A 25980-nucleotide genomic window follows, 5' to 3' on the forward strand; every position below is an offset into this window, starting at 1 on the left:
GAAAATTATAAAACTCTGCTTAACTCTAACTTTCTCCGCTTAACTCCGCGATACAACTTAAAGTAAATTCTACGACTTTCTACCAATTCAAAGCGGTGTTAATTTGGCGGTTTCGCCGGAAAGTCAGTAATTACTCAAGCCTCATTTCCCTATCCACGGTATGCCAACGATTTCAACCCCCGAACATCCGCATCAACTTCCCATCGACCAGTTGCTGAAGGATCTGAACGTCGATCCCAAAACCGGGCTGACCGCCGAAGAAGCCAAAAACCGCTATGATGAATTGGGACCAAATGCCTTGCAGGAAGTCAAACGCGAAAGTGCCATAACGATTCTGCTGCGGCAGTTTACCGGCGTCATCGTCTACATTCTGGCGGCAGCGGCCGGCATTTCGTTTTTTCTGGGCGAAACCGTCGAAGGCTTTGCCATCATTGCGGTTTTGCTCGTCAACGCCGTAACCGGTTTTTTGCTGGAATGGAACGCCCGGCAGTCGATGGATGCGCTGCGAAAAATGGACACCACGCCCGCGCGGGTACTGCGCGACGGCCGCATCCGGGAAATTTCGTCGGAAGAAGTTACGCTCGGCGACATCCTGGTCGTTGAAGCTGGTGATCTGGTCGCTGCTGACGGCAACTTATTCGAGGTCAGTCAGTTGCAGATTGACGAATCGGCTCTCACGGGCGAATCGCTGCCTGTTGACAAAAACACGGAAATCCCGCCGGACGAATCTCCCCTGGGCGATCAGCACAACCGCCTGTTCAAAGGAACACCCGTGACGGCGGGCAACGGCCGGGCCATTGTGACAGGCATCGGGCAGCAAACGGAGTTGGGCAAAATTGCCACGATGGTGAAGGATGCCAAACGCTCGGCCACACCGCTGGAAGCGAAGCTGGATTCGCTGGCGAAAGTGCTGATCTGGGTGACCGTCGGACTGGCGGCTCTGTTTCTGGTCGTCGGATTGATCCGGAAAGAAGAACCGCTGCGGCTGATCGAAACCGCGCTGGCGCTGGCCATTGCGGCCATTCCGGAAGGCATGTCGGTGGTGGCTACCATTGCGCTGGCCTACGGTATGTTGCGGCTGGCGGAGAAGAAAGTAATCGTCAAGCGGCTGTCGGCAGTCGAGACGCTGGGCGGAACCAACGTTATTTTTACGGACAAAACCGGCACGCTGACCCAAAACCGCATCGAGGTCAACACGCTCGAACTGCCGGATTTTCACGCCGAGATCCGGGCCGATGCCGAAGCCAAAAAACTGGAAGTGGTGGAAGGCAATCAGGCCGTTACAGAATCCGATGCCTACCAGCAACTCATCCGCGTGGGCGTTTTGTGCAACAATGCGGATTATGACATCGTGAAGGGAAAGCCCAAGGAAGTGGGTGATCCGGTGGAAGTTTCGTTGCTGAAATTTGCGATTGCCGCCGGTCACAATCCCGACCGCATCAACCAGAACTTTCCGCGCAAAGCCGAACAGGCCTTTAGCTCGGACACCCGGATTATGGGCACGCTCCACGCCCACGACGGCGGCTTTTTCGTAGCGGTGAAAGGCGCGGCAGAGGAAGTGCTGGAACGTTGCCGGTCGCTCAATGAACAAGATCGAAAAGCCTATTATGACATTTCCGAGAAAATGGCCGTTGACGGTTTGCGAACGCTGGCGTTTGCGTTTCGGGAAACCCGCGAAAAACCGGGTGACGATTTTATTGACGGTGATTTGACGTATGTCGGCCTGATCGGTTTTCTCGATCCACCCCGCACTGAGGTAACACCCGCGCTCAAAGCCTGCCGGGCCGCCGGCATCAAGGTCATCATGGTGACCGGCGACCACCCGGCCACCGCCCTCACGATTGCGTCCAAAGTGCATCTGATCGAACCCGGCGAAGAAGTTGTCCTGACGGGCAAAGACCTCAAACCGCTCGATCAACTGACCGAAACCGACAAAAAGAAGCTGCTGGCGTGCCGGGTGTTTGCGCGGGTCAGCCCGGCGCAGAAGCTGGATATGATCGATCTGTATCAACAGCAGGGCGACATTGTCGGCATGACCGGCGACGGTGTCAACGATGCGCCCGCGCTGAAGAAGTCGGACATCGGCATTGCGATGGGATTGCGCGGCACGCAGGTGGCCGCCGAAACCGCCGACATGGTGCTGAAAGACGACTCGTTTGCGTCCATTGTGGCCGCCATTGCCCAGGGGCGCGTCATTTTCGAGAACATCCGCAAGTTCGTCCTCTTCCTGCTGTCATGTAACCTGAGCGAGATTTTCGTGGTGACGTTTGCGGGATTCCTGAATGTTGGCAACCCGCTGTTGCCGTTGCAGATTCTGTTCATCAACATCGTCACCGACGTTTTTCCGGCTCTGGCGCTGGGGGTGGGCCGCGAGAATACGAGCCTGATGCACCAGCCGCCCCGCGACCCGAAAACGCCGATTATGGATATGCGAGACTGGCGCATGGTGGTTTTTTACGCCCTGGCCATGACGGTTTCGGTGCTGGGAGCCTACTGGCTCGGCACGCGCGAATTAGGTCTGACGGCAAAGGAAGGCAACAACCTGACGTTCTATGCGCTGTCGTTTGCGCAATTGCTGCACGTTTTCAATCTGCGGTCCGGCCATTCGTTTTTTGTCAACGAAATTACGCGAAACCGGTATATTTGGTACGCCTTGCTGTTGTGTCTGGTGATTCTGGTTCTGACCTATTACGTGCCATTTTTAAACCAGGTGCTCAGCATTCAGCCCATGACCAGCACCGAACTCTGGCTTATTGCTGCAGCCGGTCTGGCACCGGTGGTGTTGGTGCAGTTGGTCAAAGGAATAATGCGATTAGCAAAATAGCATAACGCAAACGAATTTCAAGTCAACCAGGGGCCGCAAACGCAAAACCAGGACTTTTCTAACCCCAATTAAAATGCAGGAAGTTGCTTTTACCATGAAACTCAAACCCGGCGTGGAGGCTGAGTACCAACGCCGTCACGATGAAATATGGCCGGAATTGTCGCAGGCACTGACCGACGCCGGTATCCGGGATTATTCCATTTTCCTCGACCGTTCGAGCGGGATTCTGTTCGGTGTGCAGAAGCGCGAGGAGAATCATACGGCCGATCAGTTGCCGGGTTTGCCCGTGATGAAACGCTGGTGGGCGTATATGGCCGATTTAATGGACACCAATCCGGATCAGTCGCCGGTCGCGGTTCCATTGGAGCGCGTTTTTCATATGGATTAACCATGCCGTGAATCAAATCATCCCCAGTTCAGGATACCATCCCGTAGGGATTCAACAGCGCAGCGTCGGTAGAAAACGAATGGGTATATCATGCTTCCGCGTGCCGTCAGGTATGCAACGAATCGCAGAAATCCAACGGTCGCGTACCTGACGGCACGCAGATGTGGAGATAACCGGACTTCCTCCTACCGACGCTGCGCTGTTGGATCCCTACGGGATCATGGACTGGTCCACGAACAGGAAGTTGGGGAATGGGATCGTTTTACCTTTTCGGTCAATTAAAATGAAAAAATGGATTGCCGGTGCTTTTTTGGTAGTCATGGCCGTAACGGGTTTTGCCCAGCCGAAAGATCCGGCGGCAACCGTCCCGGATGAAAAGATGCGGGCGGTTTTTGAGGAGGTGAAAACGCCTTATAAATACGGGATTGTGCTGCCCCAACCCGACAAAGGCCGGATGGTCGACAGCCCCACGATTTTTCGTAAAGGCGACACCTGGTACATGACCTACATCATTTTTGATGGCAAAGGCTACGAAACCTGGCTGGCAAAAAGCGTCGATCTGCTGCACTGGAACACCCTGGGAAAACTGATGTCATTTACCGATAAAGACTGGGATGCCACGCAGAAAGCCGGCTATGTTGCTTTGATCGACACGGACTGGGGCGGTTCCTACGAACCCGAAAAATACAGGAACCGTTACTGGTTGTCGTATTTGGGCGGCTCCGAAAAAGGCTACGAAGCGGGCCGTTTGGGGGTGGGCATCGCGAGCGCAAACGATTTGTCTAAACCGGAGGAAGTCACCCGGTTGTCGAAACCGGTGCTGTCGGCGGTGGATCAAGATGTGCGCTGGTACGATAACCAAACCATCTACAAGAGTCTGATAATTCGGGACAAGGCGAAGAAAACCGGGTATCCGTTTGTGATGTATTACAACGCCAAAGGCGAAAAACCGGACGCCAGAGGAGCCGGTTTTGAAAACATTGCGATGGCGGTTTCCAACGACATGACGCACTGGAAACGCCACGGGCAGGAGCCGTTGATTACCCGGAAAACCGGCATCTGTGGTGATGCACAGATCGCTAAAATCGGCGATCTGTACGTGATGTTTTACTTCGGTGCGTTCTGGAAACCGGGCGCTTTCGAGCGGTTTGCGTGTTCCTACGACCTCGTCAACTGGACCGACTGGCAGGGGGACGATCTGATTGCACCCTCGGAACCGTACGACAAAACTTACGCCCACAAACCGTGGGTCATCAAATGGAAAGGTGTCGTTTATCATTTCTACAATGCCGTTGGCGACCAGGGGCGCGTCATTGCCGTAGCTACTTCTAAAGACTTGGGCAAGAGTGTATTAGGGCAGTAAAAACTGTTTTTACTGTTTTTGCCGGTAGTTTCTCCTGAAAACCGAAGCCGTATAGAGTCATGACTTCTACAACTTTTCCAGCTATTTATGTCATTGGTAACTATAAAGTTAATTTTATAACTAATTTATTAGTTATTTTGCGTTGAAAAACGAACTTTATATGGGAAAGGCGTTATACATCGGTTTCTGTCTACTAACCTACTGGTCAATCTATAGCCCCATTGAACTGCAAACAAAGCCATTGAGTTACGGATTCTATCAGGTTGGATTCAGGACTGAGCAACAGGTTGACAGCACCCGGAGCTATCAACCGGACAGGGGCATACCGTACCGACCATTGTCTATTCATATTTGGTACCCTGCCCGGAAAGCATCAACGGAGAATCTGATGCCTTACAGAACGTATATTGGGCTGGAAACGCAACGGGAAGGGTTTGTCACTACCGATTCTAACCAGGTTCGTGCGTTTTGTACCAATCTAGTGGGGGGATATCGCCAATACGCCACCACCTTTATGAAAAATCTCACCGTGAGCGTAGATGACATTCTACTGGCACCGACGAAGGCGGTTTATAACGCAGCGCCGGTTCATAGAAAGTTTCCGGTGATCCTCTATGCACCTTCATTGAGCAAACCAGCCAATCAGAACCATATGGCCTGTGAGTACTTAGCCAGCCACGGCTATGTAGTCATTTCAGCCGCGTCAGCCGGGAAACATGGGCAAACAATGACCAAAGATACGGCGGGTATTATGGCTCAGGTTAGGGACTTGGAATACATCATGGCTCAGGCTTACCAACTCCCTGCTGTGGATACGTCCAGAGTAGGTACGTTTGGATTCAGTTGGGGAAGTATGGCTACTGTCATTTATCAGATGCGGAACCCGAACGTAAAAGCGTTGGCCTGCTGGGATGGTAGCACCGAGTACCAGGATTATGATCTGATCAAAACCGTTAGCGGCTACAACCCGGCCCAATTAACAGGGCCTTACCTGTATCTTTGCAATCAAAATGAAGACTGGTCTACTTTCCCTTTCTTTCGTTCGTTAGCCAACACCACCAAGCATTTATATCGGCTTAAGAAGCTAGAACATGCGGAATTTACGGCCTATTGGTCTTTCTACGCTTCCATCAAGCCGACTACCAATTACCAAACGGATAGTTACCGGGCCGTATGCCACTATACATTATCTTTTTTTGATGCTTATTTAAAGGATAATAAAAAAGCCAAAAGAGTGCTTCAGAATTCAAGTGAGGAAAATGGTTTCAGTTCTAAGACAATTGCTAAACTGTCGATTTAATGGGCTGATGGGGTAGAAAAGGTGTTTTTAGTTTTATAACGGGTAGCGGTTTATGAGATGCTTTAGAATCAGGCAAGCACTTGTCGAATTCTATTTTACCGAGTAGGGACGATTGCGACTATAATACAGGTAAACCAAGGTGCCCAATACTGGAGCACAGACGATAATGATGATCCAGATAATTTTAGCAAGATCATTCAGATTCCGGTTAGATATAATGTCCACTACTGATCCAATCACAACTCCCAAAAAAACGAAGGAAAGCAGGATTAACAACAATTCGGTGGAGCCGAACCCTGGGAAAGCAGCTAATAGTGAATTCATGGGAGTTTTGAATTGGTGTGAATGTCCACCAAATATATAAAATAAATTGAACTGATGAGGAAGGTATCATCCGCCAAAGAATAGCCCCAGCTTCAGGTAACGGACAGGGCATCTTGGCGGTAAGTTGAATGGCTTCCACGAGCAGAGCGTTATGTATCAATTGGAAGCCAGTCCGAACTGAAAAAAGAAATTACGCTGGTGCCGTATGGCTGCAAGAGTTTGCGGATTTTCCAGTTTCCAGTGGTGAAATAAATGGGTTCGGCAAAGAATTCGTGGGTAGTGAAAAATGATTATCTTTAGGGCATGGACATCAAGGAACTGATAACCGTAGACGCCGATATTTTGGGAGGACAACCTGTCTTCACCGGAACCCGGGTTCCGGTGGAATCGCTTTTTGATCACTTAGAAGCAGGGGTTTCATTGGACGAATTTTTAGACGACTTTCCCACCGTGACAAAAGAGCAAGCCGTTGCCATTCTTGATCTGGCAAACCGGTTGTTGACTTCACGGAACGTAAACCAGTTTTATGCGGCTGTTGCTTGACGAAAATCTGCCCAAACGATTAAAATTGGACTTTCCCGATCATGACGTTTTTACGGTTCGTGACAAAGGCTGGCAGGGGATCAAAAATGGTGAATTACTGAAGTTGATGATTGCTGATGGATTTCATGCTCTGCTGACTTTTGATAAGAATCTGCAACATCAACAGAACTTTGTGAAATACACTCTGACAGTATTTGTACTGCACGCAGAAATTAACACGTATACGGTACTGACTACGTTATCATCCAAAATTAAGCCTCTTTTAAATCCGGACACCCTGCCCGCTGGTCCTGTAATCATAACCCAAGAGTAGAGCTTCATTCTATAATCTTAAAGCATCATCCCAAACCGGCGTGGTGCTTTTTTTGGTTAGCCGAAAAAAGTTACCCCATTCCCGCAGGTTTTTTCAATCTTTCGTACCTAATCCCTTGTGTTCACTTTTAACGATACCGCCCGTTTGCAGGAATCCGAACTGATTGCTGAGCTGAAAGCAGGCCGTGCGTCGGCTTTTCGGATGCTGGTCGAACGGCATCAGGACAAGGTCTACAACCTGGCGCTGGCGATTGTGCAGCATCCCGAAGAATCGGAGGATATTGCCCAGGAGGTATTCATTGAAGTGTACCAAACCATTCAGAATTTTCGGGAAGAAGCCAAACTGACGACCTGGTTGTATCGCATTACGACCACCAAAGCCCTGGCGCACCACCGGAAACGGAAGGCACAAAAGCGGTTTTCGGTCCTGACCAGCTTGTTTGGGCTGAACAACGAAGTGCTGCACGATCCGCCGGATTTCCACCATCCGGGGGTTTCGCTGGAGCAGCAGGAGGAGATGCGCACCCTGTTTAAAGCCATTGACCAACTGGCTGATACGCAAAAAGTAGCATTCATTTTACATTACATCGACGAACAAAGCCACCGCGAAATTGCGGAGGTGATGCAGGTCAGCGTGTCGGCGGTCGAGTCGCTGCTGCACCGGGCGAAACAGAATCTTCGGAAACTGTTGGGCCCGTATTATAAAGAAAGAAATAACCCGTGACAAGCATGAACACGAACGAAGAAGATCAACAGTGGGAAGACCGGTTTCGGAAGTTGGGACACCTAAAGCCCGCCCAGCCCCGGCCTTTCTTTTATACCCGACTGGAGGGCCGGTTGAAAAACCGCCTGGACCAGTTGGAAGGAGCGGGCAGTCTGCCGTGGTGGTTGCAACGCCCGGCCTATGCCCTCGGAACGCTCGGCATGCTGGTGGCACTCAATGTGTCGGTGGCGCTCTGGCAAACCCGCCCCAGCCCGTCCATGCCGGAACCCGATGCCGGAACCTACGAAGCTTTTGTACAGGATTATCAACTGGACCACCAAACTGTTTACGCCGATGAATGACCGGAATCGAGTTCGAATGCTGATCGGCATCATCATCGCGCTGGTGCTGCTCAACGCCGGTTTGCTGACCTGGATGTGGCTGGGTTCCCAGCGGCACCACCGGGAGGGTGACGGTCGGTCGTATCTCTCCAAAACCCTCGGTTTTTCGGAAGAACAACGCACCCAATACCGGGCCATGCGGCAAAGCCATTTCAAAACCATCCGGCCCCTGCTGGATTCGATGCGGCAGGAACGCCAGCGGTTTTTCCGGCAGGTCAATGATTCGACGCAGACCGATGTGCAGTTGACGCAACAGGCCCGGCAACTGGAAGAATACAGCGTTCGGCTGGACGTGCTGACCTTGCGGCATTTTCAGCAGGTGAGCGCCCTGTGTACGCCCGAACAGCGGCAGAAATTACAGAAAGTTCTGGCCGAACGGCCTGGTTTTGGTTCTTTCAGTGGATCGGGCTGGTCGGGAAAACACCGCTCGGATTCCAGCCGCCGGGACCGTTCCGAAAAATAAATTCTTTTTTGGTCCGCAGCCCGCAGGGTTTCCGGGCCATTGACATCTAAGCACTACAACTAAACAGCAATCGATCATGAAAAAAGGAATGTTCATTGCCCTGCTGCTGGCCGGGATGACGGTTTTCGAAAGTAACGCGCAGAACGGACAGGGGGGCGGACGCGGTCAGATGCAGGGAATGACGCAGGTGGAAGAAAGCGCACTGCCCGCACCAGTGATGGCGTATGTGAAAGATAAATACCCTGGCATGACGGTTCGGCGGATCATGAAAGACAAAGAAGACAACTATAATGTGGTCGTGGCGGCCGATACCACCCGGAAAATTGTGGTCTTCGACGCCAAGGGAACGTTCAAGGAAGAACGGGCCATGCGCGGTCGTCGGGGTGGAAACCGGTAAATTTCAAACAAATAGTCAGAACAACGTGTCGTTGTGGTAATCCGGTCTCGGGATTACACTTCATCAAATTTTCAGTTCAGTCGTTCGCAGTATTTGTCACCGTCCCGGGATTCCCGTGCGGTGACAAATCTGTGAAAATCCGCACTTACGCACTTGCACCATGAAGGTAAATTTTCTACGTTTTTTTCGTTTGCTTCCGGTTTTGGCTTTGTTGCTGATTTCGGGAACATCGCTGTTCGCCCAAACCAACCAGTTGACCGGAAAATTTGCCGATGTCAACAACGGCGTTCTGATCGGGGTACCCATTATTCTGACGTCGCAGCAGGATACGACCCAGGTTCAATACACCGTTACTGATACAAGTGGCGTCTTTACCTTCATGAACCTCAATCCGGCAGCCTACCGGCTGAAAGCCACCTACCTGGGTTTTACGGATTATGATAAAGTGATCACAATTACCGAATCGGTCCAGAATCTGGGCACCATCACGCTGACCGAAGACGCCAAAACGCTCAAGGAAGTCGTGATCAAGGGGCAAATACCGCCCGCCCAGCAGAAAGGCGATACGCTCCAGTTGAATGCCGAAGCGTTTAAAGTCACCCGTGATGCGACCACCGAAGACTTGATCAAGAAGATGCCGGGGATTACGGTGGAAAACGGAACCGTGAAAGCCCAGGGCGAGGATGTGCAGCAGGTGCTGGTGGATGGGAAAATCTTTTTTGGCGACGATCCGAGCATTGCCCTCCGCAACCTACCCGCCGAAGTGGTCGATAAAATCGAGATTTTCGACCGCATGAGCGACCAGTCGCAGTTTACCGGTTTTAATGACGGGCAAACCTCAAAAACCATCAACATCGTGACGCGGGGCGACCGGCAAAACGGCGTCTTTGGCCGGATTTATGCCGGTTATGGAACGGACGATACGTATTCGGCGGGGGGAAATGTCAATTTCTTCAACGGCGCCCGGCGGTTTTCGATCGTTGGGCTGAGCAACAACATCAACCAGCAAAACTTCTCCTCGCAGGATTTAACCGGCGTCGCCAGCAGCAACAGTGGCGGAGGTGGTGGTGGCGGTGGCCGGGGTGGAAACCGGGGCGGGGGTGGCAACCGCGGTGGTGGAGGAGGTGGCAACGACAGCTTCCTGGTGGGTCAGCAGAGCGGGATCAACAAAACGAACTCCATCGGGCTCAACTTTTCCGACGACTGGGGCAAGCACGTTACCATTCGGGGGAGCTATTTTTTCAACAACAGCAACAACGCCAATTCCCAGACGGTTTTTCGCCGGTATACGCTGACCGAAAATGCCAGCCAGAATTACCTGGAAAATAGCAACACCCGCAGCGAAAACTACAACCACCGGCTGGATTTTCGGCTCGAATACACGATCAATTCCAACAACTCGCTGTTGATTACGCCCCGGCTGCGGTGGCAAAACAACAGTTCTTCGAGCAGCACGCAAGGGATTACGTACCTGGCTGGCGACAGCACCTCCCAAAACCAGACGCTGGGCAACAACTTCAACCCGGTTTTGCCACCCGACAGCCTGCTGCTGAACCGGAGCAATACCGACAACATCAGCCGAACCAAGGCTTTCAACTTCAGCAACAACATTCTGTTCCGGCACCGGTTTGCCAAACGCGGACGGTCGCTCTCCCTGAATTTTGGCACCCAGATCAGCACGCAGGACCGGGACAATTCGCAGTTGTCGCTGAATGAATATTTTACGGGAGCAACGCCGGATCAGCGCATTCAGCAGGAAACCAATACCAATACGCCGAGCTACCAGTATTCGCTCAATGCGGCTTTTACGGAACCGCTGAGCAAGCTGAGTCAGTTGCAAATCAATTATACGACGACCTACCGCTATAGCGACGCGACCCGGCGGACGAACCGCTACAATCCGGCCACGCAGCGCTACGATCAACTGGATTCGCTGTTGTCGAACACGTTTCAGAATGATTATTTTACCAACCAGGCGGGCGTGGGCTACAATTACCGGTCACCGAAAATGGGGCTGAACGTCAACCTGAACTACCAGCGGGCGGATCTGCTCAGCGACCAGACATTCCCGATCAACAACGACGTTCAGGCGCATTTCAACAACCTGCTGCCATCGGCGATGCTGGATCTGAAACTGTCGACCGACAGCCGCGTTCGGTTATTTTACCGCACCAATACACAGGCACCGGGGGTCACGCAGCTCCAGAATGTGCTCGATAACTCCAATCCGCTGTTTCTGACCACCGGAAATCCGGATTTGAAGCAGTCGTATAGCCACAACGTGTCGGTTCGGTATCAACTCACCAAACCGGTCAAAGGCCGCAGCCTGTTTGTGTTTGTCAACATGGGTTCGACCAATGACTACATCGGAACGTCTACCGTCATCAGCAACGGAACCGCCACCCTGCCCGACGGCACGACGCTGGGGCAGGGCGTTCAGTTGACCCGCCCGGTCAACCTGAGCGGTTTGTGGAACCTCCGCACGTTTGTTACCTACAGCACCCCGCTCAAATTCATCAAGAGTAACATCAGCATCAACGCCGGAAACAGCTACGGAACGTCGCCGAGTCTGATCAACAACCAGATCAACAACGCCAACACAACCACCTGGTCGCAGGGCGTCAGCCTGAGCAGCAACATCAGCCAGAAGCTGGACTTTTCGTTTTCGTATTCGGGTAACTTCAACGATGTGAAATATTCGCTTCAGGAACAGAACAACAACAAGTATTATTTTCAGGTGCTGAGTGGCCGCATCAACTGGATATTCGGGCCGGGTCTGGTGTTGCAGTCCGACATTTCGAACCAGAAGTATACCGGTTTCAACGGCAGTGTCAACCAGCAGTATACGCTCTGGAATGCGGCCGTTGGCAAGAAATTCCTGAAAGACCAGCGGGGCGAACTCCGGTTGTCGGTTTTTGACTTGCTGAAGCAGAACAACAGCCTGAATGTGACCCAAACCGATACGTACGTGGAAAACAGCCGGGCGCAGGTGCTGCAACGGTATTTTATGCTGACGTTCACCTACAACCTGCGCCAGTTTAAAGCTTCAGCCTCTCCGGCGCGCGGCACCGACCGGCCCGACGGCCAGAACTGGCGGAATGGTGGCGGAGGAGGGGGGCGGTTCCCCGGCGGTGGCCGTCCGGGGAATAATTGATTTGTTTGCCCCGTTCCCCTAAAGGGGACATTGGACGTAGCTTAATCCGGATTCAAAAAGTCCCCTTTAGGGGAACGGGGCGAAATGGCTCAAGCCCCCGCTTTTGTTGATGCCCGGATCACCAGCCGGGTGGGGATTTTCAAGGAGTCGGTCGTGACCGCATTTTGTTTTCCTTCAATCAGATCGATCAGTCGCCCGGCGGCCACCTGACCAATTTCCAGGGCCGGTTGCTCGACGGTCGTCATCGGTGGGTCCAGCAAATCGGCTACGGTGATGTTGGTAAAACCGATCAGGGCTATTTGTCTTGGAATCAGAATGTTTCGTTTCTTCAGTGCCGTCAGACAACCGATGGCCAGCCGGTCACTGGCCGCAAAAAACGCGTCTGGTTTTTGTTGGAGCAGATCATCGACAATAGGGTCCACCTCGTTCGGGCCGAAACCGGCGTGTCGCACCAACTTCTCTTCATACGGAATGCCGTACTGTTCCAATGCTGCCCGGTAACCCGCCAGCCGTTCCTGGGCAATGGAGATCGTGGCCGGAATGGCGACGTGCGCAATCCGCCGGCGTCCCGTCTGGATCAAATGTTCCGTGGCGGCAAAGGCTCCCGCAAAATTATCCGCCGTTACGCTCGGCACCTCCAGGTCTTTCGACACGCGGTCGAACAACACAATTGGTAGTTTTTTCTCCTGAAGCTGACGCAGATAGGCGACGTTGCAGGTGTTGCTCGAGAGCGAGATGAGCAGGCCGTCGGCCTTCCGGGCCACCACCTGCTGCACCGTGGCCAGTTCCCGTTCGTAGGATTCGTGACTTTGAAAAATGCTAACGTGATAACCCCGGTTGTAGGCGACGGCTTCGATGCCATTGATGACCTGCGAGAAAAAGAGATTGGCAATCTGGGGAACCACCACACCGATGACCCGGCTGCGGTTTTCTTTCAGGCTCAGCGCAATCGGATTGGGTCGGTACTGAAGCCGTTCGGCGTATTCGACAACCAGCCGCTTGGTTTCGGTGTTGATTTCATAGCTGTCCCGCAACGCCCGGGATACCGTCGAGGTCGAGAGATTTAAGGCGCGGGCAATATCTTTGATGGTTATGGTGTCCAAGGTGCATTATTGGTAAAATTCAAAAAATAACCCAGCCCTTCTCCGAAGAATTTAATTTCTGGCAACGTTCCCGGTAACGATTGCGTGAATAAATATGCGGTAAAATTTTAAAATAAAAAACATCCTGCCTAATCTTATCGTAATAACCGAACCGTTCAGGCTATTTCCCCGGTTGCTTCCATTCTGCGAAAAAGCTAATTTTTGTTTTGCGCGGGCTACGTCGGCCAACAACCGATTTTCTCTGTAAACAATCTATTCACCTATAACGATTCTCGACGATTATGAATGTTCAGCAGATGGAAATAACGGCCTCGCACCCGTTGGCGTTGCCCGTTGGCGTAACCCTGGATCGGTACATCATGCACCGGCAAACGGCTTTCCCGTACGCAACCGGTGAACTCTCGCAATTGTTACGCGACATTGCACTGGCCGGTAAAATCATCCATCGTGAAGTCAACCGGGCAGGTTTGATCGACCTCACCGGCGGCATGGGCATTCAGAACGTACAGGGCGAAAGTCAGCAGAAACTCGACATGATTGCCAACATCCGGTTCAGCCGCGCGCTGAAAAACGGGGGTGAAGCCTGCGCGATCATTTCGGAGGAAGAAGAAGAGATTATTTATACCGGGAACAACCACGCCAAATACGTCGTGGCCATGGACCCCCTCGACGGCTCCTCCAACATCGACGTCAACGTGTCCATCGGCACCATCTTTTCCATTTACCGGCGCGTAACGCCCATCGGCACGCAGCCCACGATGGCGGATTTTTTGCAGGGCGGTCGCCGGCAGGTGGCGGCCGGCTACATTCTCTACGGTTCTTCAACAATTCTGGTCTACAGCACCGGACATAACGCCAACGGATTCACCTACGACGCGTCGCTGGGCGAATTCATTTTGTCGCATCCCGATATTCAATGCCCGGCCGATGGACAGATTTATTCCTGCAACGACGGCAATCTGGACGACTATGAACCGGGTGTGCAAGCCTACCTGAGCGCGTGCCGCCGGAAAAAATACACCGCCCGCTACATCGGTTCGCTCGTGGCCGATTTCCACCGGAATCTCCTCAAAGGTGGTATTTACCTCTACCCGCCGACCAAAAAGAACCCCGATGGCAAACTCCGGCTGTTGTACGAAGCCTTTCCACTGGCTTTTCTGGCCGAAATGACCGGTTGCGTCGCCACCACCGGACAGCAATCCATTCTCGATATTAAACCGGATAGTTTTCACCAGCGTACCCCGCTCTACATCGGGTCGCCGGTGATGGTGGAAAATCTGGTCGGATTTCTGGCATAAACCGCTCCTGCCCGGCTGGTTCGGAACGTTTGGCAAACTCCGGCTGTTGTACGAAGCCTTTCCACTGGCTTTTCTGGCCGAAATGACCGGTTGCGTCGCCACCACCGGACAGCAATCCATTCTCGATATTAAACCGGATAGTTTTCACCAGCGTACCCCGCTCTACATCGGGTCGCCGGTGATGGTGGAAAATCTGGTCGGATTTCTGGCATAAACCGCTCCTGCCCGGCTGGTTCGGAACGTTCAATGTTTTCCCGGATTCCCTATAAACTTTCAACCGTTTTCCGGGTTAGGAGTGTATAGGGAATCTTTGTTTCCAGAACGTTGCATGATGGAAGACCACAACGCCCCGGATCTGACCGAGGACGAAAAGAAACTGTTCGAAGATCTGATGCCGGAAGATCTGGACGAAATCCTCGATACCGGCGTCAACCGGCGTCATTTTTTGAAACTGATGGGGCTGGCTGGTGGCGGCATTCTGGCCTGGCAGTCAGCCGCTGCCGAGCAGGTTTTTACCCGATCTCCGAGCGGGCCACTGCCGGATGAACTTTCGTCGGCAACCATCGAAAACGGTGTTGCGGTGTCGTTCAAAGTCAACGGGACGGCCCGAAAACTGACGGTGGATTCCCGCATGACGCTGCTCGATACGCTCCGCGAACGGCTGGAACTTACCGGTTCTAAAAAGGGCTGTGACCACGGCCAATGCGGTGCCTGCACGGTGATCGTGGACGGACGCCGGGTGTTGGCCTGCCTGACCCTGGCCGCAACCTGCGAAGGCCGGTCGGTGCAAACCATCGAAGGACTGGCCAACGGAACCGCGGGAGCGCCGGATCGTCTCCACCCGATGCAGACTGCTTTTCTCAAACACGACGGTTTTCAGTGCGGTTTCTGTACGCCGGGGCAAATTTGCTCGGCGGTGGCCCTGCTCGATGAAGCCAAAAAGGGAGAGGCCAGTTATGTCACGGAATCGATTCGTTCGAAACCGGGGCCGGTCCAGCTTTCCAACGAAGAAATCCGGGAGCGGATGTCGGGGAATCTGTGCCGTTGCGGAGCGTACCCCAACATTGTGGCTGCAATTCAGGAAGTACACAGCGGAAAACCGGTGGAACAAACCTGGCAGTTGATCGGCTAATTGGACAAACCCCGTACCCATGAGACCTTTTAAATTTACGACTGTTTCTGATATTTCTTCGGCAACCAAAAGTGTGGCCGGAAAACCCAACGCCCGGTTTCTGGCGGGCGGCACCAACCTGCTGGATCTGATGAAGGAGGATGTGGAGCGGCCCGAAGAGCTGATTGACATTACCCGGCTCAGCCTCATCCAGATCAAACCGCTCACCGAGGGCGCGAATAAAGGCGGTATTTCCATCGGAGCGCTGGGAAAAAACACCAACGCGGCCAATCATCCGCTGATTCGCCAAAATTACCCGCTGCTCGCTCAGGCCATTCTGGCGGGGGCATCCGGGCAGATTCGGAACATGGCCACCAACGGCGGTAACCTCCTGCAACGAACCCGCTGTCCGTATTTCTACGATGTGGCCATGCCCTGCAACAAACGCGAGCCGGGCGAACAGCCGGGCTGTGGTGCCCGCGAAGGCATCAACCGGATGCACGCCATCTTCGGCTGGTCCGAAAAATGCGTTGCCGTTCATCCGTCGGACATGGCCGTTGCGCTGGCCGCGCTCGATGCTGTCGTCAAAGTCCGGAGTGCCAGCGGACCGGAGCGGATCATTGCGTTGGCGGATTTTCACCGCCTACCGGAAGACCGGCCCGAAATCGACACGAACCTCCGGCCGGGCGAACTGATCACGGCCATTGAACTGCCCAAAAACCGCTTTGCCGAAAAGTCTTATTACCTGAAAGTCCGGGACCGGTCTTCGTATGCTTTTGCCCTAATTTCGGTGGCAGCCGCGCTGGAACTGGACGGCAACCGGATCGTGCAGGCCCGGATTGCGTTGGGCGGGGTGGCTCACAAACCCTGGCGGGCGTTGAAAGCCGAACAACTCCTGGTGGGTCAGGAAGCCACCGAAGTGAATTTTAAACGGGCCGCCGAAGCCGAAATGGCGGATGCCAAACCGCTGGAACACAATGCGTTTAAGGTTGAACTTGGAAAACGAAGCATCGTCCGGGCGTTGCAAGTGGCCTTCACCGGAAACCGGTCCTGATCGTATACTGAATCAATTTCATGCAGGAAAAAAACAAAGTGACCGGTACGCCGGTCAGTCGCATCGACGGGATTTTGAAAGTGACGGGAAAAGCCGCGTATGCGACCGATTACCCGGTGAAGAACATCGCCTACGCTGTCCTTTTTAAAAGCACCATTGCCGCCGGAACAATTCGCTCGATCGACACCGGTCCGGCGGAAAAATCGCCCGGTGTGCTGGCGGTGATTACCCATAAGAATGCGCCAAAGCTCAAAACCGATGGCGGTATTCGGGGCGGAGCGTTACTGCAAAGCCCAAAAATTGAGTTTCATGGACAGCACATTGGACTGGTGGTGGCGGAAACCTACGAACAGGCCCGGCACGCGGCCCGCCTGGTGAAGGTGGAGTACGACAAAAGCGAAGCAAAGGTTGATTTTGAGAAGCTTTCAAAAGAAGCCGTATTACCGGAGGACAAAGAGAAGGCCGACGCAAAACGGGGCGATGCCAAAGCGGCTTTGCAGAACGCGGAATTCAAAGTGGAAGCGGTCTATGGAACGCCGATCGAACACCACCACCCGCTGGAACCCCATTCCACCATTGCCGAATGGCAGGGTGAGAAGGTGATTCTGTATAACAGTTCGCAAATCGTAAACGGTGCCCAAAATGCGGCTGCGGCCACGCTTAATATTAAAACGGAAAATGTCCGGATCGTTTCGCCGTACATCGGTGGTGGATTTGGATCGAAGGGTGGTCAATGGGCGAATCTGGTGCTGACGGCGGTGGCGGCCAAAGTGGTGAACCGCCCCGTCAAACTCGCGCTGACCCGCCAGCAAATGGTGAACTCGGTGGGCTTGCGGCAACAAAACCACCAGAAAGTGAGTCTGGCCGCCACCAAAGACGGTAAGCTGACGGCACTCGCCCACGAAACCACCACCCATTGCGCCATCGAAAACGAGTTTGTGGAACCGTGTGGCGACTGCTCGAAAATTATGTATGAGGTTCCCAACTCGTTGATTACCTACCGGGTGGTTCCGATGAATCTGATTCTGCCGACCTATACGCGCGGTCCGGGGAAATCCACGGGGAGTTTTGCGCTGGAGTCGGCGGTGGACGAACTGGCGTATCAGCTCAAAATGGACCCCATTGAATTGCGGCTCAAAAACGAGCCGACGCGCGATCCGTCCAATGGCAAGCCCTGGTCGTCGCGCACGACAGTGCAGTGTTTGCAGGAAGGAGCCAAAGCTTTTGGTTGGGAAAAACGCAAGGCCGAACCCCGCCAGAACCAGCAGGGCAATTTCCTGATGGGACACGGCGTCGCCTGTGGCACCTACCCGGCCCACCAACGGCCGAGTTCGGCGCGGGTATCGCTAAACCGCAAGGGCAATGCCATCACGGCCCGCGTTGAACTGGCGGCTGCGGATCTGGGCACGGGAACGCACACGATTCTGGCCCAAACGGCGGCCGATGCGCTGGGTTTGCCGCTGAATCAAATTACCGTAAAGCTGGGCGACTCGGATTTGCCGCCAGCCGCCGGTTCGGTGGGTTCGGTGGGCGCGTCGAGTTATGCCAATGCCGTGCATGATGTCTGCGTAAAACTAACGGATGAACTGATTGCCAAATCCGGCAAACAGTTTTTTGTCCGCCCAACGGCTGCGCAATTGATGGTGTCCGAAAACGTAGCTGATTATCAGACCCGGGTCGATGCCAAACCGCCCGCCAATGCCGATCAATATTCTTCCCACAGCTTCAATGCCAATTTTGCCGAAGTGCGGGTCGACATTGCGACCGGCATGGTGCGGGTGACGCGGTTTCTGGCCGTAACCGGTGCCGGTAAAATCCTGAACCCCAAAACCGCCCGCTCCCAGATCATTGGCGGTAATGTTTGGGGCATCGGGATGGCGCTAACCGAAGAGTCGGTGGTTGATCCGCGCTGGGGGAATTTTGTCACCCGCTCGTTCGGGGATTATCACGTTCCGGCTAATCTGGACATTGGGGCGATGGAAGCGATTTTTATTCGGGAAGACGACCGGGTTTCCAATGCACTGGGCGTGAAGGGAATTGGCGAGGTCGGTATTGTTGGCGTGGCTGCGGCCGTGGCCAATGCGGTTTTCAACGCCACCGGCAAACGCATCCGGGAACTGCCGATTACGCCGGATAAACTCCTGTAAGAAAAACCGCAGGCTCCCGGACGGTTTTCAAACGGTTCGACCACGGATGCGAAGTTTTCTGTTCTGATTAAACGGCGGTCTTGCAAAGCGTCGTTTGGTCTTTTTTGGGGATGATAATATCCTATACATTGCCGAGAAAATGATATAGGGATGGCTGGTTTTTTTAGCCTTATTTTGGGAATAGGTATAGAATTTAGTCATAGCGTAGTCAAATTACAGTCAATGTTCTGTATTTGAATACGATAACGACCTGAAAGAAACCCTTTTCCATGAAAAAACGACTGATTCCGGTAATTGTTTTAGGTGCGCTGTTTTTCAGACAGTCACTGGTATTTGCCCAATATCCCACCATTCCGGCGGATGTTCAAAAGCAAAGTGACGAATTGCTTAAGGAAGCCAACCGGCAATCCAATATTGCCTGGCAGAAAGCCCTGCCGATTATTGAGAAAGAGGCCAAAGAGGGAAAACCGTATATTCCCTGGGCGGCCCGACCCGTCGATTTGCCCCAGGCCAGTATCCCGGCTTTTCCGGGTGCCGAGGGCGGAGGAGCTTTCACGTTTGGCGGACGGGGCGGCAAGGTGTACGTGGTGACCAGCCTGGATGACCAGGGCCCCGGCACGCTGCGGGAAGCCTGCGAGCAGGGGGGAGCGCGAACCATCGTTTTTAACGTTGCCGGGATTATTAAACTGAAAACACCCCTGATTATCAGAGCGCCGTATATTACGATTGCGGGACAGACGGCTCCGGGCGACGGGATTTGCGTGGCCGGTGAATCGGTCTGGATCAACACGCACGATGTCGTCATTCGGTACATGCGCTTCCGCCGGGGCGAAACCTACGTGGGGCGTCGCGACGATTCCATTGGCGGCAACCCGATCGGAAACATCATGATCGACCACGTTTCGGCCAGTTGGGGGCTGGACGAAAACATGTCGATGTACCGCCATATGTACAACGACAGCACCGGAAAAGCGGCAGAAGACAAGCTGCCGACGGTCAACATCACCATTCAGAACTCGATTTTCTCCGAAGCCCTCGACACCTGGAACCACTCGTTTGGCAGCACGCTCGGGGGCGAAAATTGTACGTTCATGCGCAACCTCTGGGCCGATAATGCGGGCCGGAATCCGTCGATTGGCTGGTATGGAATCTTCAACTTTGCCAACAACGTGATCTTCAACTGGGTGCATCGTTCCACCGACGGGGGCGACTACCGCGCGATGTACAACATGATCAACAACTACTACAAACCCGGCCCGCAAACGCCGAAGGATTCGCCCATCGCCCACCGGATTTTGAAACCCGAAGCGGGGCGGAGCAAACTGGGTTATCTGACCTTTGGCCGGGCGTATGTCAACGGAAATATTGTGGAAGGAAACGACAAAGTCACGAAAGACAACTGGGACGGCGGGGTTCAGGTGGAAGACCTGGCGAATGCCGGAAAATACACCGCCAGTATGAAATGGGACAAACCGCTTCCCATGCCGGAAATCACCATTTTGCCGACGGCGAAAGCCTACGACTACGTGCTGGCCAACGCCGGAGCAACCTTGCCCAAACGCGACCCCGTCGATGTTCGGGTGGTGGAACAGGTCAGAACCGGGAAAATTACGTACAAAGAAGGCGTGAAACTTCCCGAAACGCAGTTCAAACACCGTCGTCTGCCCATCGATTCCTATAAAAATGGCATCATTACCGACATTAGTCAGGTAGGCGGCTATCCCGAATACACCGGAAAACCGTACCTTGATTCGGATAAAGACGGTATGCCGGACGAATGGGAAACCAAAAACGGCCTGAACCCGAAAGACGCGTCGGATGCCAGCCTGGACAAAAACAAGGACGGTTATACGAGCATCGAAGACTATTTGAATAGCGTCGTTCCGGTGCAGCAGGTACGGCCAAGAACGTAAAGAATGCCCCCAACCCCCTAAAGGGGGCTTTGAGAATCCGGATTTATATAGCCCCCTTTAGGGGGTTGGGGGCAAAATTCCAATACCGTGTATAAACCCAGCCTTTTCATCGCTCTTCTTTCCCTTCTCTTCGCCTTTGGGCGAATCGGGGCGGTGTGGGCGCAGGGTTCGAAACCGGTCAAAAAACAGCCGGTTGCACCGGGACCACAAGGGCGGTTGGTTTACGAGGCTGACAAACGCGGCAACCGCCTTCCTGATTTCTCGTATTGTGGGTATCAGGCTGGCGAACAGGCTATTCCAAACGTTGAAACAAAAGTCGCCGTACCTTTCCGAAAAGGCGATGCTACCCGGCGAATCCAGGCTGCCATTGATTATGTAAGCACATTGCCGATCAATGCGAACGGTTTTCGCGGGGCGGTTTTGCTTGATAAAGGCGTTCATGAAGTGTCGGGCCATTTGAAAATAACCGCTTCGGGCGTTGTGCTGCGCGGCAGCGGCATGGGAACCGGTGGAACGACGATTTTGGGAACGGGTTTCAGTCGCGATAACCTGCTGACGATTTCCGGGAAAAACGATCGCAAAACCGCCGAAGCCGTGCCTGTTACGGACCGCTACGTACCGGTCAACGCACAGAAAATGAACGTTGAAAAACCGGCGGTTTTTAAGGTCGGCGACTTTGTGCAGATTCGACGGCCGTCCACCAAAGCGTGGATTCAGCAACTCGGAACGGACCATTTCGGGGGTGGAATTACGTCGCTGGGCTGGAAACCCGGCCAACGCGATCTGTTTTGGGACCGGCAGATTACGGCAGTCAACGGTTCCGAAATCACCCTCGATGCGCCCCTGACCACCGCGCTGGATTCGGCGTTTGGCGGAGGAACGATCACCCGCTACACCTGGCCCGGACGGATTGCGCACTCGGGTGTCGAAAACCTGCAATTCATCTCTGCTTACGACAAAGCGAATCTGAAAGACGAGGACCACCGCTGGATGGCGATTGTTCTCGAAAATGTACAGGATGCCTGGGTGCGGCAGGTGGTTTTTCGGCATTTTGCCGGTTCCGCCGTCTTCGTTCAGGAAACCGCCAAACGCATTACGGTGGAAGATTGCCAGTCGCTGGAACCGGTTTCGGAAATCGGGGGCGAACGGCGCAATACGTTCCTGGTTAGGGGGCAACAGGTTCTGTGCCAGCGGCTTTATGCCGAACACGGCTACCATGATTTTGCCGTCGGCTATTGCAGTGCCGGGCCGAATGCGTTTGTGCAATGTGAGTCGCATTTGCCGTTCAGTTTTAGCGGCAGCGTCGATAGCTGGTCATCGGGTGTGTTATTCGACCTCGTCAATATTGATGGCAATGCCTTGCGGTTTGCCAATCTGGGGCAGGACGGACAGGGTGCGGGCTGGAATACCGCCAACAGCGTTTTCTGGCAATGCACAGCCGCGCGGGTCGATTGTTACCAGCCGCCCACGGCCCAAAACTGGGCGTTTGGCACCTGGGCGCAGTTTGCCGGAGACGGTTTTTGGGACATGTCGAACGAGCACATTCAGCCCCGGAGTCTGTACTACGCCCAACTCAAAGACCGGCTGGGTGACGGCATTTTGGCCCGAATCATTCTATTGCCGGTCGAATCCGAAGCCTCCAGTAGCCCAAAGGTGGAAGTGGCCGCAGCCCTAACCAAACAAGCCGTGAATCCGGCTCCGACATTGTACGATTTTATCACGGCAGCCAGTCAACGGCAACCCATTCCGACGGCTACGAATGTGAAGTCCATCGATGCGATTGGTATACCGAAAGAAACCGCGATTGCCAAAGCCGAGCCGATGCAGATTCAGCAGGGAAAACTGCTTCGCGGAAGTACGTTGGTAGCTGGTCGGCGGCAGGAAGTGCCCTGGTGGAACGGCAGCGCGCGGCCCCACGGACTGGCGAATGCTAAACCGCACATCACCCGCTTTGTGCCGGGCATGACGGGCCGTGGTCTGACGGATGATCTGGCGGTTATGACGGATTCCATGAAGGCCGAAAATACCGTGGCCATCGACCACAATTACGGGCTTTGGTACGACCGCCGGCGCGACGATCACGAACGCATTCGGCGGATGGACGGCGAGGTGTGGCCGCCTTTCTACGAACTGCCGTTTGCCCGCAGCGGCCGGAAAACCGCCTGGGACGGACTCAGCCAATACGATTTGACGAAATACAACCACTGGTACTGGAGCCGATTGAAGCAGTTTGCCGATCTGGCCGATCAGAAAGGGTTGACGCTGATTCACGAGAACTATTTCCAGCACAACATCATCGAAGCGGGCGCTCACTACGCCGATTTTCCCTGGCGACCTGTCAACAACATCAACCAGACCGGTTTTCCGGAACCGGCTCCTTATGCGGGAGACAAACGGATTTTTATGGCGGAGCAGTTTTACGACGTCTCACACCCCGTTCGGCGGGCATTGCACCGGGCCTATATTCGCCAATGCCTCGCCAATTTTGTGGGCCATTCGGGAGTCATTCAGCTCATCGGGGCCGAATTTACCGGGCCGTTGTCGTTTGTGCAGTTCTGGATCGATACCATCAGCGAATGGGAAAAGGAAACCGGCCAGAAAGCCGTTGTCGGTTTGAGCACGACCAAAGACGTTCAGGATGCGATTCTGGCGGATGCCAAACGGGCGTCGGTGATTGATCTGGTGGACATCCGGTACTGGCATTACCAGGCCGACGGAACGGTTTACGCCCCCGCTGGCAGTCAGAATCTGGCCCCCCGGCAACACGCCCGCTTGCTACATCCGAAAAAAAGTTCGTTCGAACAGGTCTACCGGGCGGTGCGGGACTACCGCCGGAAATTTCCGGAAAAAGCCGTTACCTACGCGGCTGACAATGCCGATGCTCTGGCCTGGGCGGTTTTGCTGGCGGGCGGCTCCATGCCGAATCTGCCAGCGGTGGCCGACCCGCAGTTTCTGGCGGATGTCGCTCAGATGCAACCCGTTGACGTACCGCAGAAACCGGCCAGTCAGTGGGCGATGGGCAACGAAAAAACCGGCTATATCCTCTATACCGAATCGGCGGGGGCGGTTCAGCTTGATCTGACCAAAGCCGCCGGTTCTTTTTCCGTACATTCCATCCACCCGAAAACCGGTCAGATCGTGAAATCAAAAGAGGGCATCAAGGGTGGGAGTGTGGTTAGTCTGAGTAAAATGATGGAAGGCGCGGAAGTGATCTGGGTTAAAAAGAGCAAGGGATTATGAAAAGTAAAATAGCCCCCATCCGTGCGACGGTCCGACCCCTAAAGGGGGTTACAAAATCCGGCTTTTTTAAAGACCCCTTTAGGGGTCGGACCATCGCATGGTTGGGGGCTATTTTGCTTTTTCTCACCCATGTTCACGCGCAGGACACGGTGCGCTACGTGGGGCAAACGCTTACCAATGTCGATTACCACCACGGACAGTTGAGTCCGGCGGTGGGCGTGCATAATATTCAAGTGTTTCGGGCCAACCGCGAGCATCCGGAGCTGGCCGGTGGCACCCCCTGGACGTACAACCACGCGCCCATGCTGGCCTATTGGAACAACACGTTTTACCTGCAATACCTCAGCAATCCGGTGGGCGAACACGAACCGCCGGGCCAAACGCTGCTGCTGACCTCGAAAGACGGTTCCAACTGGACGAAACCCACGGTTCTTTTTCCGCCGTATAAACTGCCGGATGGCTGGAGAAAACCGGGTCGCCCCGAGGTGGCGAAAGACTTGTACGCGGTGATGCACCAGCGCATGGGCTTCTTCGTGGCGAAAAACAAACGGCTGCTGACCCTGGCTTTTTACGGCATTGTGATGGGGCCGAAAGACGATCCGAACGATGGCAACGGTATTGGTCGCGTGGTTCGGGAAATCTACGCCGATGGAAAATTTGGCCCGATTTATTTCATCCGGAATAATGCATCCTGGGACCAAACCAAGTCAGGGTATCCGTTCTATACCAGCTCGAAAGACAAAGGCTTTGTGGAAGCCTGTAACGAGCTGCTGGCCAACACGCTGATGATGCAGCAATGGGTTGAAGAAGCCGACCGCAATGACCCGTTGGTTACGCTCAAAAAAGAAGTGAAAGCCTTCAGTTATTACCATTTGCCGGACAAGCGCGTCGTGGGATTGTGGAAACACGCCCTGACCACCATCAGCCCGGACGAGGGGCAAACCTGGTTGTATAACCCGCTGCGGGCACCCGGTTTTGTGAACAGCAACGCCAAAATCTGGGGGCAGAAAACGACGGATGGGCAATACGCGACGGTCTACAATCCCTCGGAATTTCGCTGGCCGCTGGCGGTTTCGACCAGTAAAGACGGGCTGAACTACACCAATCTGCTGCTGGTGAACGGCGAAATATCGACCATGCGTTACGGCGGAGCCTACAAGTCGTACGGGCCGCAGTACGTTCGGGGCATCGAGGAAGGCAATGGCACCCCGCCCGACGGCCATCTGTGGGTGACCTACAGCATGAACAAGGAAGACATCTGGGTATCGAAAATACCGGTGCCAATCACCGACCAGGTGACAACGCACCCCAATGAAATCTTCGCCCAATTGCCGGCCGGTGACGAACTGAAATTCTGGAATATCTACAGCCCGGTTTTCGCTTCGGCTAAAATAGAATCCGTGGACGGAAGTAAAGCGCTGGTGTTGCGGGATAAAGATCCTTTCGATTATGCCAAAGCCGAGCGCGTGATTCCTGAATCGAAGAAGCTGGCGGTCGAGTTTACGATTGTTCCGCAACAGGCTGATCAAGGCAGTTTGCAGATTGAATTTCAGGATGGGAAGGGGAATGCCGCCGTCCGTTTGCTGTTCGATGCCGACGGTTTTTTCAAAGCCAAAGTCGGCTACCGCGATTCGCAGATTCAGAAATACGAAGCCGGAAAACCGGTGGCGGTGCGCATCGAACTGGACCGCGACAAGCGGATGTTCGTGGCCTTTGTCAACGGTCAGCCGAAAGGAATCCGCCTGTTTTTTGCGCCGGTCGCTTCGTTTCAGCGGGTCGTTTTCCGAACCGGCGGGGTGCGTCGTTTCCCGGATGCCGACACGCCGACCGATCAGAATTTCGATGTACCCAAAGCGGGCGAGCTGGACCCGGAAGCTGTTTTTATACTCAAAACCTTTAAAACGAGTGTATTGCAAAGCCGGAGTGAATGACCGGAAAATAC

Annotated in this window: 21 protein-coding genes; 19 read left to right on the top strand and 2 right to left on the bottom strand. The window is 53.9% G+C overall.

Annotation, left to right across the window (positions count from 1 at the left end):
• Positions 1-160: 160 nt before the first annotated feature.
• The 4 genes from DUE52_RS08790 (at position 161) to DUE52_RS08805 (ending at position 5875) form a co-directional block, all read left to right on the top strand.
• Positions 161-2824, top strand: coding sequence for a cation-translocating P-type ATPase (locus tag DUE52_RS08790; RefSeq protein ID WP_114405623.1), 2664 nt, complete (start codon positions 161-163; stop codon positions 2822-2824).
• Positions 2825-2897: 73 nt separating this feature from the next.
• On the top strand, positions 2898-3212 hold the full coding sequence (rhaM, locus tag DUE52_RS08795; RefSeq protein ID WP_114405624.1) for an L-rhamnose mutarotase: 315 nt from the start codon (positions 2898-2900) through the stop codon (positions 3210-3212).
• A gap of 283 nt (positions 3213-3495) precedes the next feature.
• Positions 3496-4575, top strand: a complete 1080-nt coding sequence (locus DUE52_RS08800) for a glycoside hydrolase family protein (protein ID WP_114405625.1) — start codon at positions 3496-3498, stop codon at positions 4573-4575.
• A 514-nt stretch (positions 4576-5089) separates the two neighbouring features.
• Positions 5090-5875: a dienelactone hydrolase family protein gene (locus tag DUE52_RS08805; protein ID WP_165840899.1), complete on the top strand. Its 786-nt coding sequence runs from the start codon at positions 5090-5092 to the stop codon at positions 5873-5875.
• 90 nt (positions 5876-5965) lie between these two features.
• On the opposite strand, the gene DUE52_RS33065 is transcribed toward DUE52_RS08805, so the two are convergent.
• Positions 5966-6199, bottom strand: a complete 234-nt coding sequence (locus tag DUE52_RS33065) for a PLDc N-terminal domain-containing protein (protein WP_114405627.1) — start codon at positions 6197-6199, stop codon at positions 5966-5968.
• A gap of 303 nt (positions 6200-6502) precedes the next feature.
• Between DUE52_RS33065 and DUE52_RS08815 the strand changes: the two genes are divergently transcribed.
• The 7 genes from DUE52_RS08815 to DUE52_RS08840 all read left to right on the top strand — a co-directional run bounded on the left by DUE52_RS08815 (position 6503) and on the right by DUE52_RS08840 (position 12172).
• Positions 6503-6742, top strand: coding sequence for a DUF433 domain-containing protein (locus DUE52_RS08815; protein ID WP_114405628.1), 240 nt, complete (start codon positions 6503-6505; stop codon positions 6740-6742).
• The gene (locus DUE52_RS08820) at positions 6726-7055 is read left to right on the top strand and encodes a DUF5615 family PIN-like protein (protein ID WP_114405629.1); all 330 of its coding nucleotides are present in this window, start codon (positions 6726-6728) and stop codon (positions 7053-7055) included. Before DUE52_RS08815 ends, DUE52_RS08820 begins: the two co-directional genes overlap by 17 nt.
• A gap of 117 nt (positions 7056-7172) precedes the next feature.
• Positions 7173-7778 (top strand): RNA polymerase sigma factor, encoded by a 606-nt coding sequence (locus DUE52_RS08825; protein WP_229312112.1) that lies wholly within the window; start codon positions 7173-7175, stop codon positions 7776-7778.
• A 5-nt stretch (positions 7779-7783) separates the two neighbouring features.
• Positions 7784-8119 (top strand): hypothetical protein, encoded by a 336-nt coding sequence (locus DUE52_RS32365; RefSeq protein WP_165840900.1) that lies wholly within the window; start codon positions 7784-7786, stop codon positions 8117-8119.
• Positions 8112-8621 carry a Spy/CpxP family protein refolding chaperone gene (locus tag DUE52_RS08830; protein ID WP_165840901.1) on the top strand — a complete coding sequence of 170 codons (510 nt, stop codon included), beginning with the start codon at positions 8112-8114 and terminating at the stop codon, positions 8619-8621. The genes DUE52_RS32365 and DUE52_RS08830 overlap by 8 nt, the downstream gene beginning before the upstream one ends.
• A 76-nt stretch (positions 8622-8697) precedes the next feature.
• Positions 8698-9018, top strand: a complete 321-nt coding sequence (locus tag DUE52_RS08835; protein WP_114405631.1) for a hypothetical protein — start codon at positions 8698-8700, stop codon at positions 9016-9018.
• 160 nt (positions 9019-9178) lie between these two features.
• Entirely contained in the window at positions 9179-12172 is a 2994-nt protein-coding gene (locus DUE52_RS08840; protein WP_114405632.1) for an outer membrane beta-barrel protein, read from the top strand.
• Between the two features lie 89 nt (positions 12173-12261).
• Here the strand turns inward: DUE52_RS08840 and DUE52_RS08845 are convergent, their stop codons facing one another.
• Positions 12262-13275 carry a LacI family DNA-binding transcriptional regulator gene (locus tag DUE52_RS08845; RefSeq protein WP_114405633.1) on the bottom strand — a complete coding sequence of 338 codons (1014 nt, stop codon included), beginning with the start codon at positions 13273-13275 and terminating at the stop codon, positions 12262-12264.
• Positions 13276-13571: 296 nt separating this feature from the next.
• Between DUE52_RS08845 and fbp the strand changes: the two genes are divergently transcribed.
• The 8 genes from fbp (at position 13572) to DUE52_RS08885 (ending at position 25969) form a co-directional block, all read left to right on the top strand.
• Entirely contained in the window at positions 13572-14573 is a 1002-nt protein-coding gene (fbp, locus tag DUE52_RS08850) for a class 1 fructose-bisphosphatase (protein WP_114405768.1), read from the top strand.
• A 43-nt stretch (positions 14574-14616) separates the two neighbouring features.
• The gene (locus DUE52_RS08855; RefSeq protein ID WP_374755893.1) at positions 14617-14787 is read left to right on the top strand and encodes a hypothetical protein; all 171 of its coding nucleotides are present in this window, start codon (positions 14617-14619) and stop codon (positions 14785-14787) included.
• 117 nt (positions 14788-14904) lie between these two features.
• Positions 14905-15705, top strand: a complete 801-nt coding sequence (locus DUE52_RS08860) for a 2Fe-2S iron-sulfur cluster-binding protein (protein ID WP_114405769.1) — start codon at positions 14905-14907, stop codon at positions 15703-15705.
• A 19-nt stretch (positions 15706-15724) separates the two neighbouring features.
• Complete coding sequence (locus DUE52_RS08865) at positions 15725-16738, top strand: FAD binding domain-containing protein (RefSeq protein ID WP_114405634.1); 1014 nt, start codon at positions 15725-15727, stop codon at positions 16736-16738.
• Positions 16739-16758: 20 nt separating this feature from the next.
• Positions 16759-18885 carry a xanthine dehydrogenase family protein molybdopterin-binding subunit gene (locus DUE52_RS08870; protein ID WP_114405635.1) on the top strand — a complete coding sequence of 709 codons (2127 nt, stop codon included), beginning with the start codon at positions 16759-16761 and terminating at the stop codon, positions 18883-18885.
• Positions 18886-19154: 269 nt separating this feature from the next.
• Positions 19155-20798: a pectate lyase family protein gene (locus tag DUE52_RS08875; protein ID WP_114405636.1), complete on the top strand. Its 1644-nt coding sequence runs from the start codon at positions 19155-19157 to the stop codon at positions 20796-20798.
• 87 nt (positions 20799-20885) lie between these two features.
• Complete coding sequence (locus DUE52_RS08880) at positions 20886-24038, top strand: DUF6298 domain-containing protein (protein WP_133299796.1); 3153 nt, start codon at positions 20886-20888, stop codon at positions 24036-24038.
• 113 nt (positions 24039-24151) lie between these two features.
• A complete protein-coding gene (locus tag DUE52_RS08885) occupies positions 24152-25969 on the top strand; it encodes a sialidase/neuraminidase family protein (protein ID WP_229312113.1) in 1818 nt (605 codons plus the stop codon).
• Positions 25970-25980: the final 11 nt, after the last annotated feature.

This window comes from Larkinella punicea, from assembly GCF_003334855.1.
Classification (GTDB): domain Bacteria; phylum Bacteroidota; class Bacteroidia; order Cytophagales; family Spirosomataceae; genus Larkinella; species Larkinella punicea.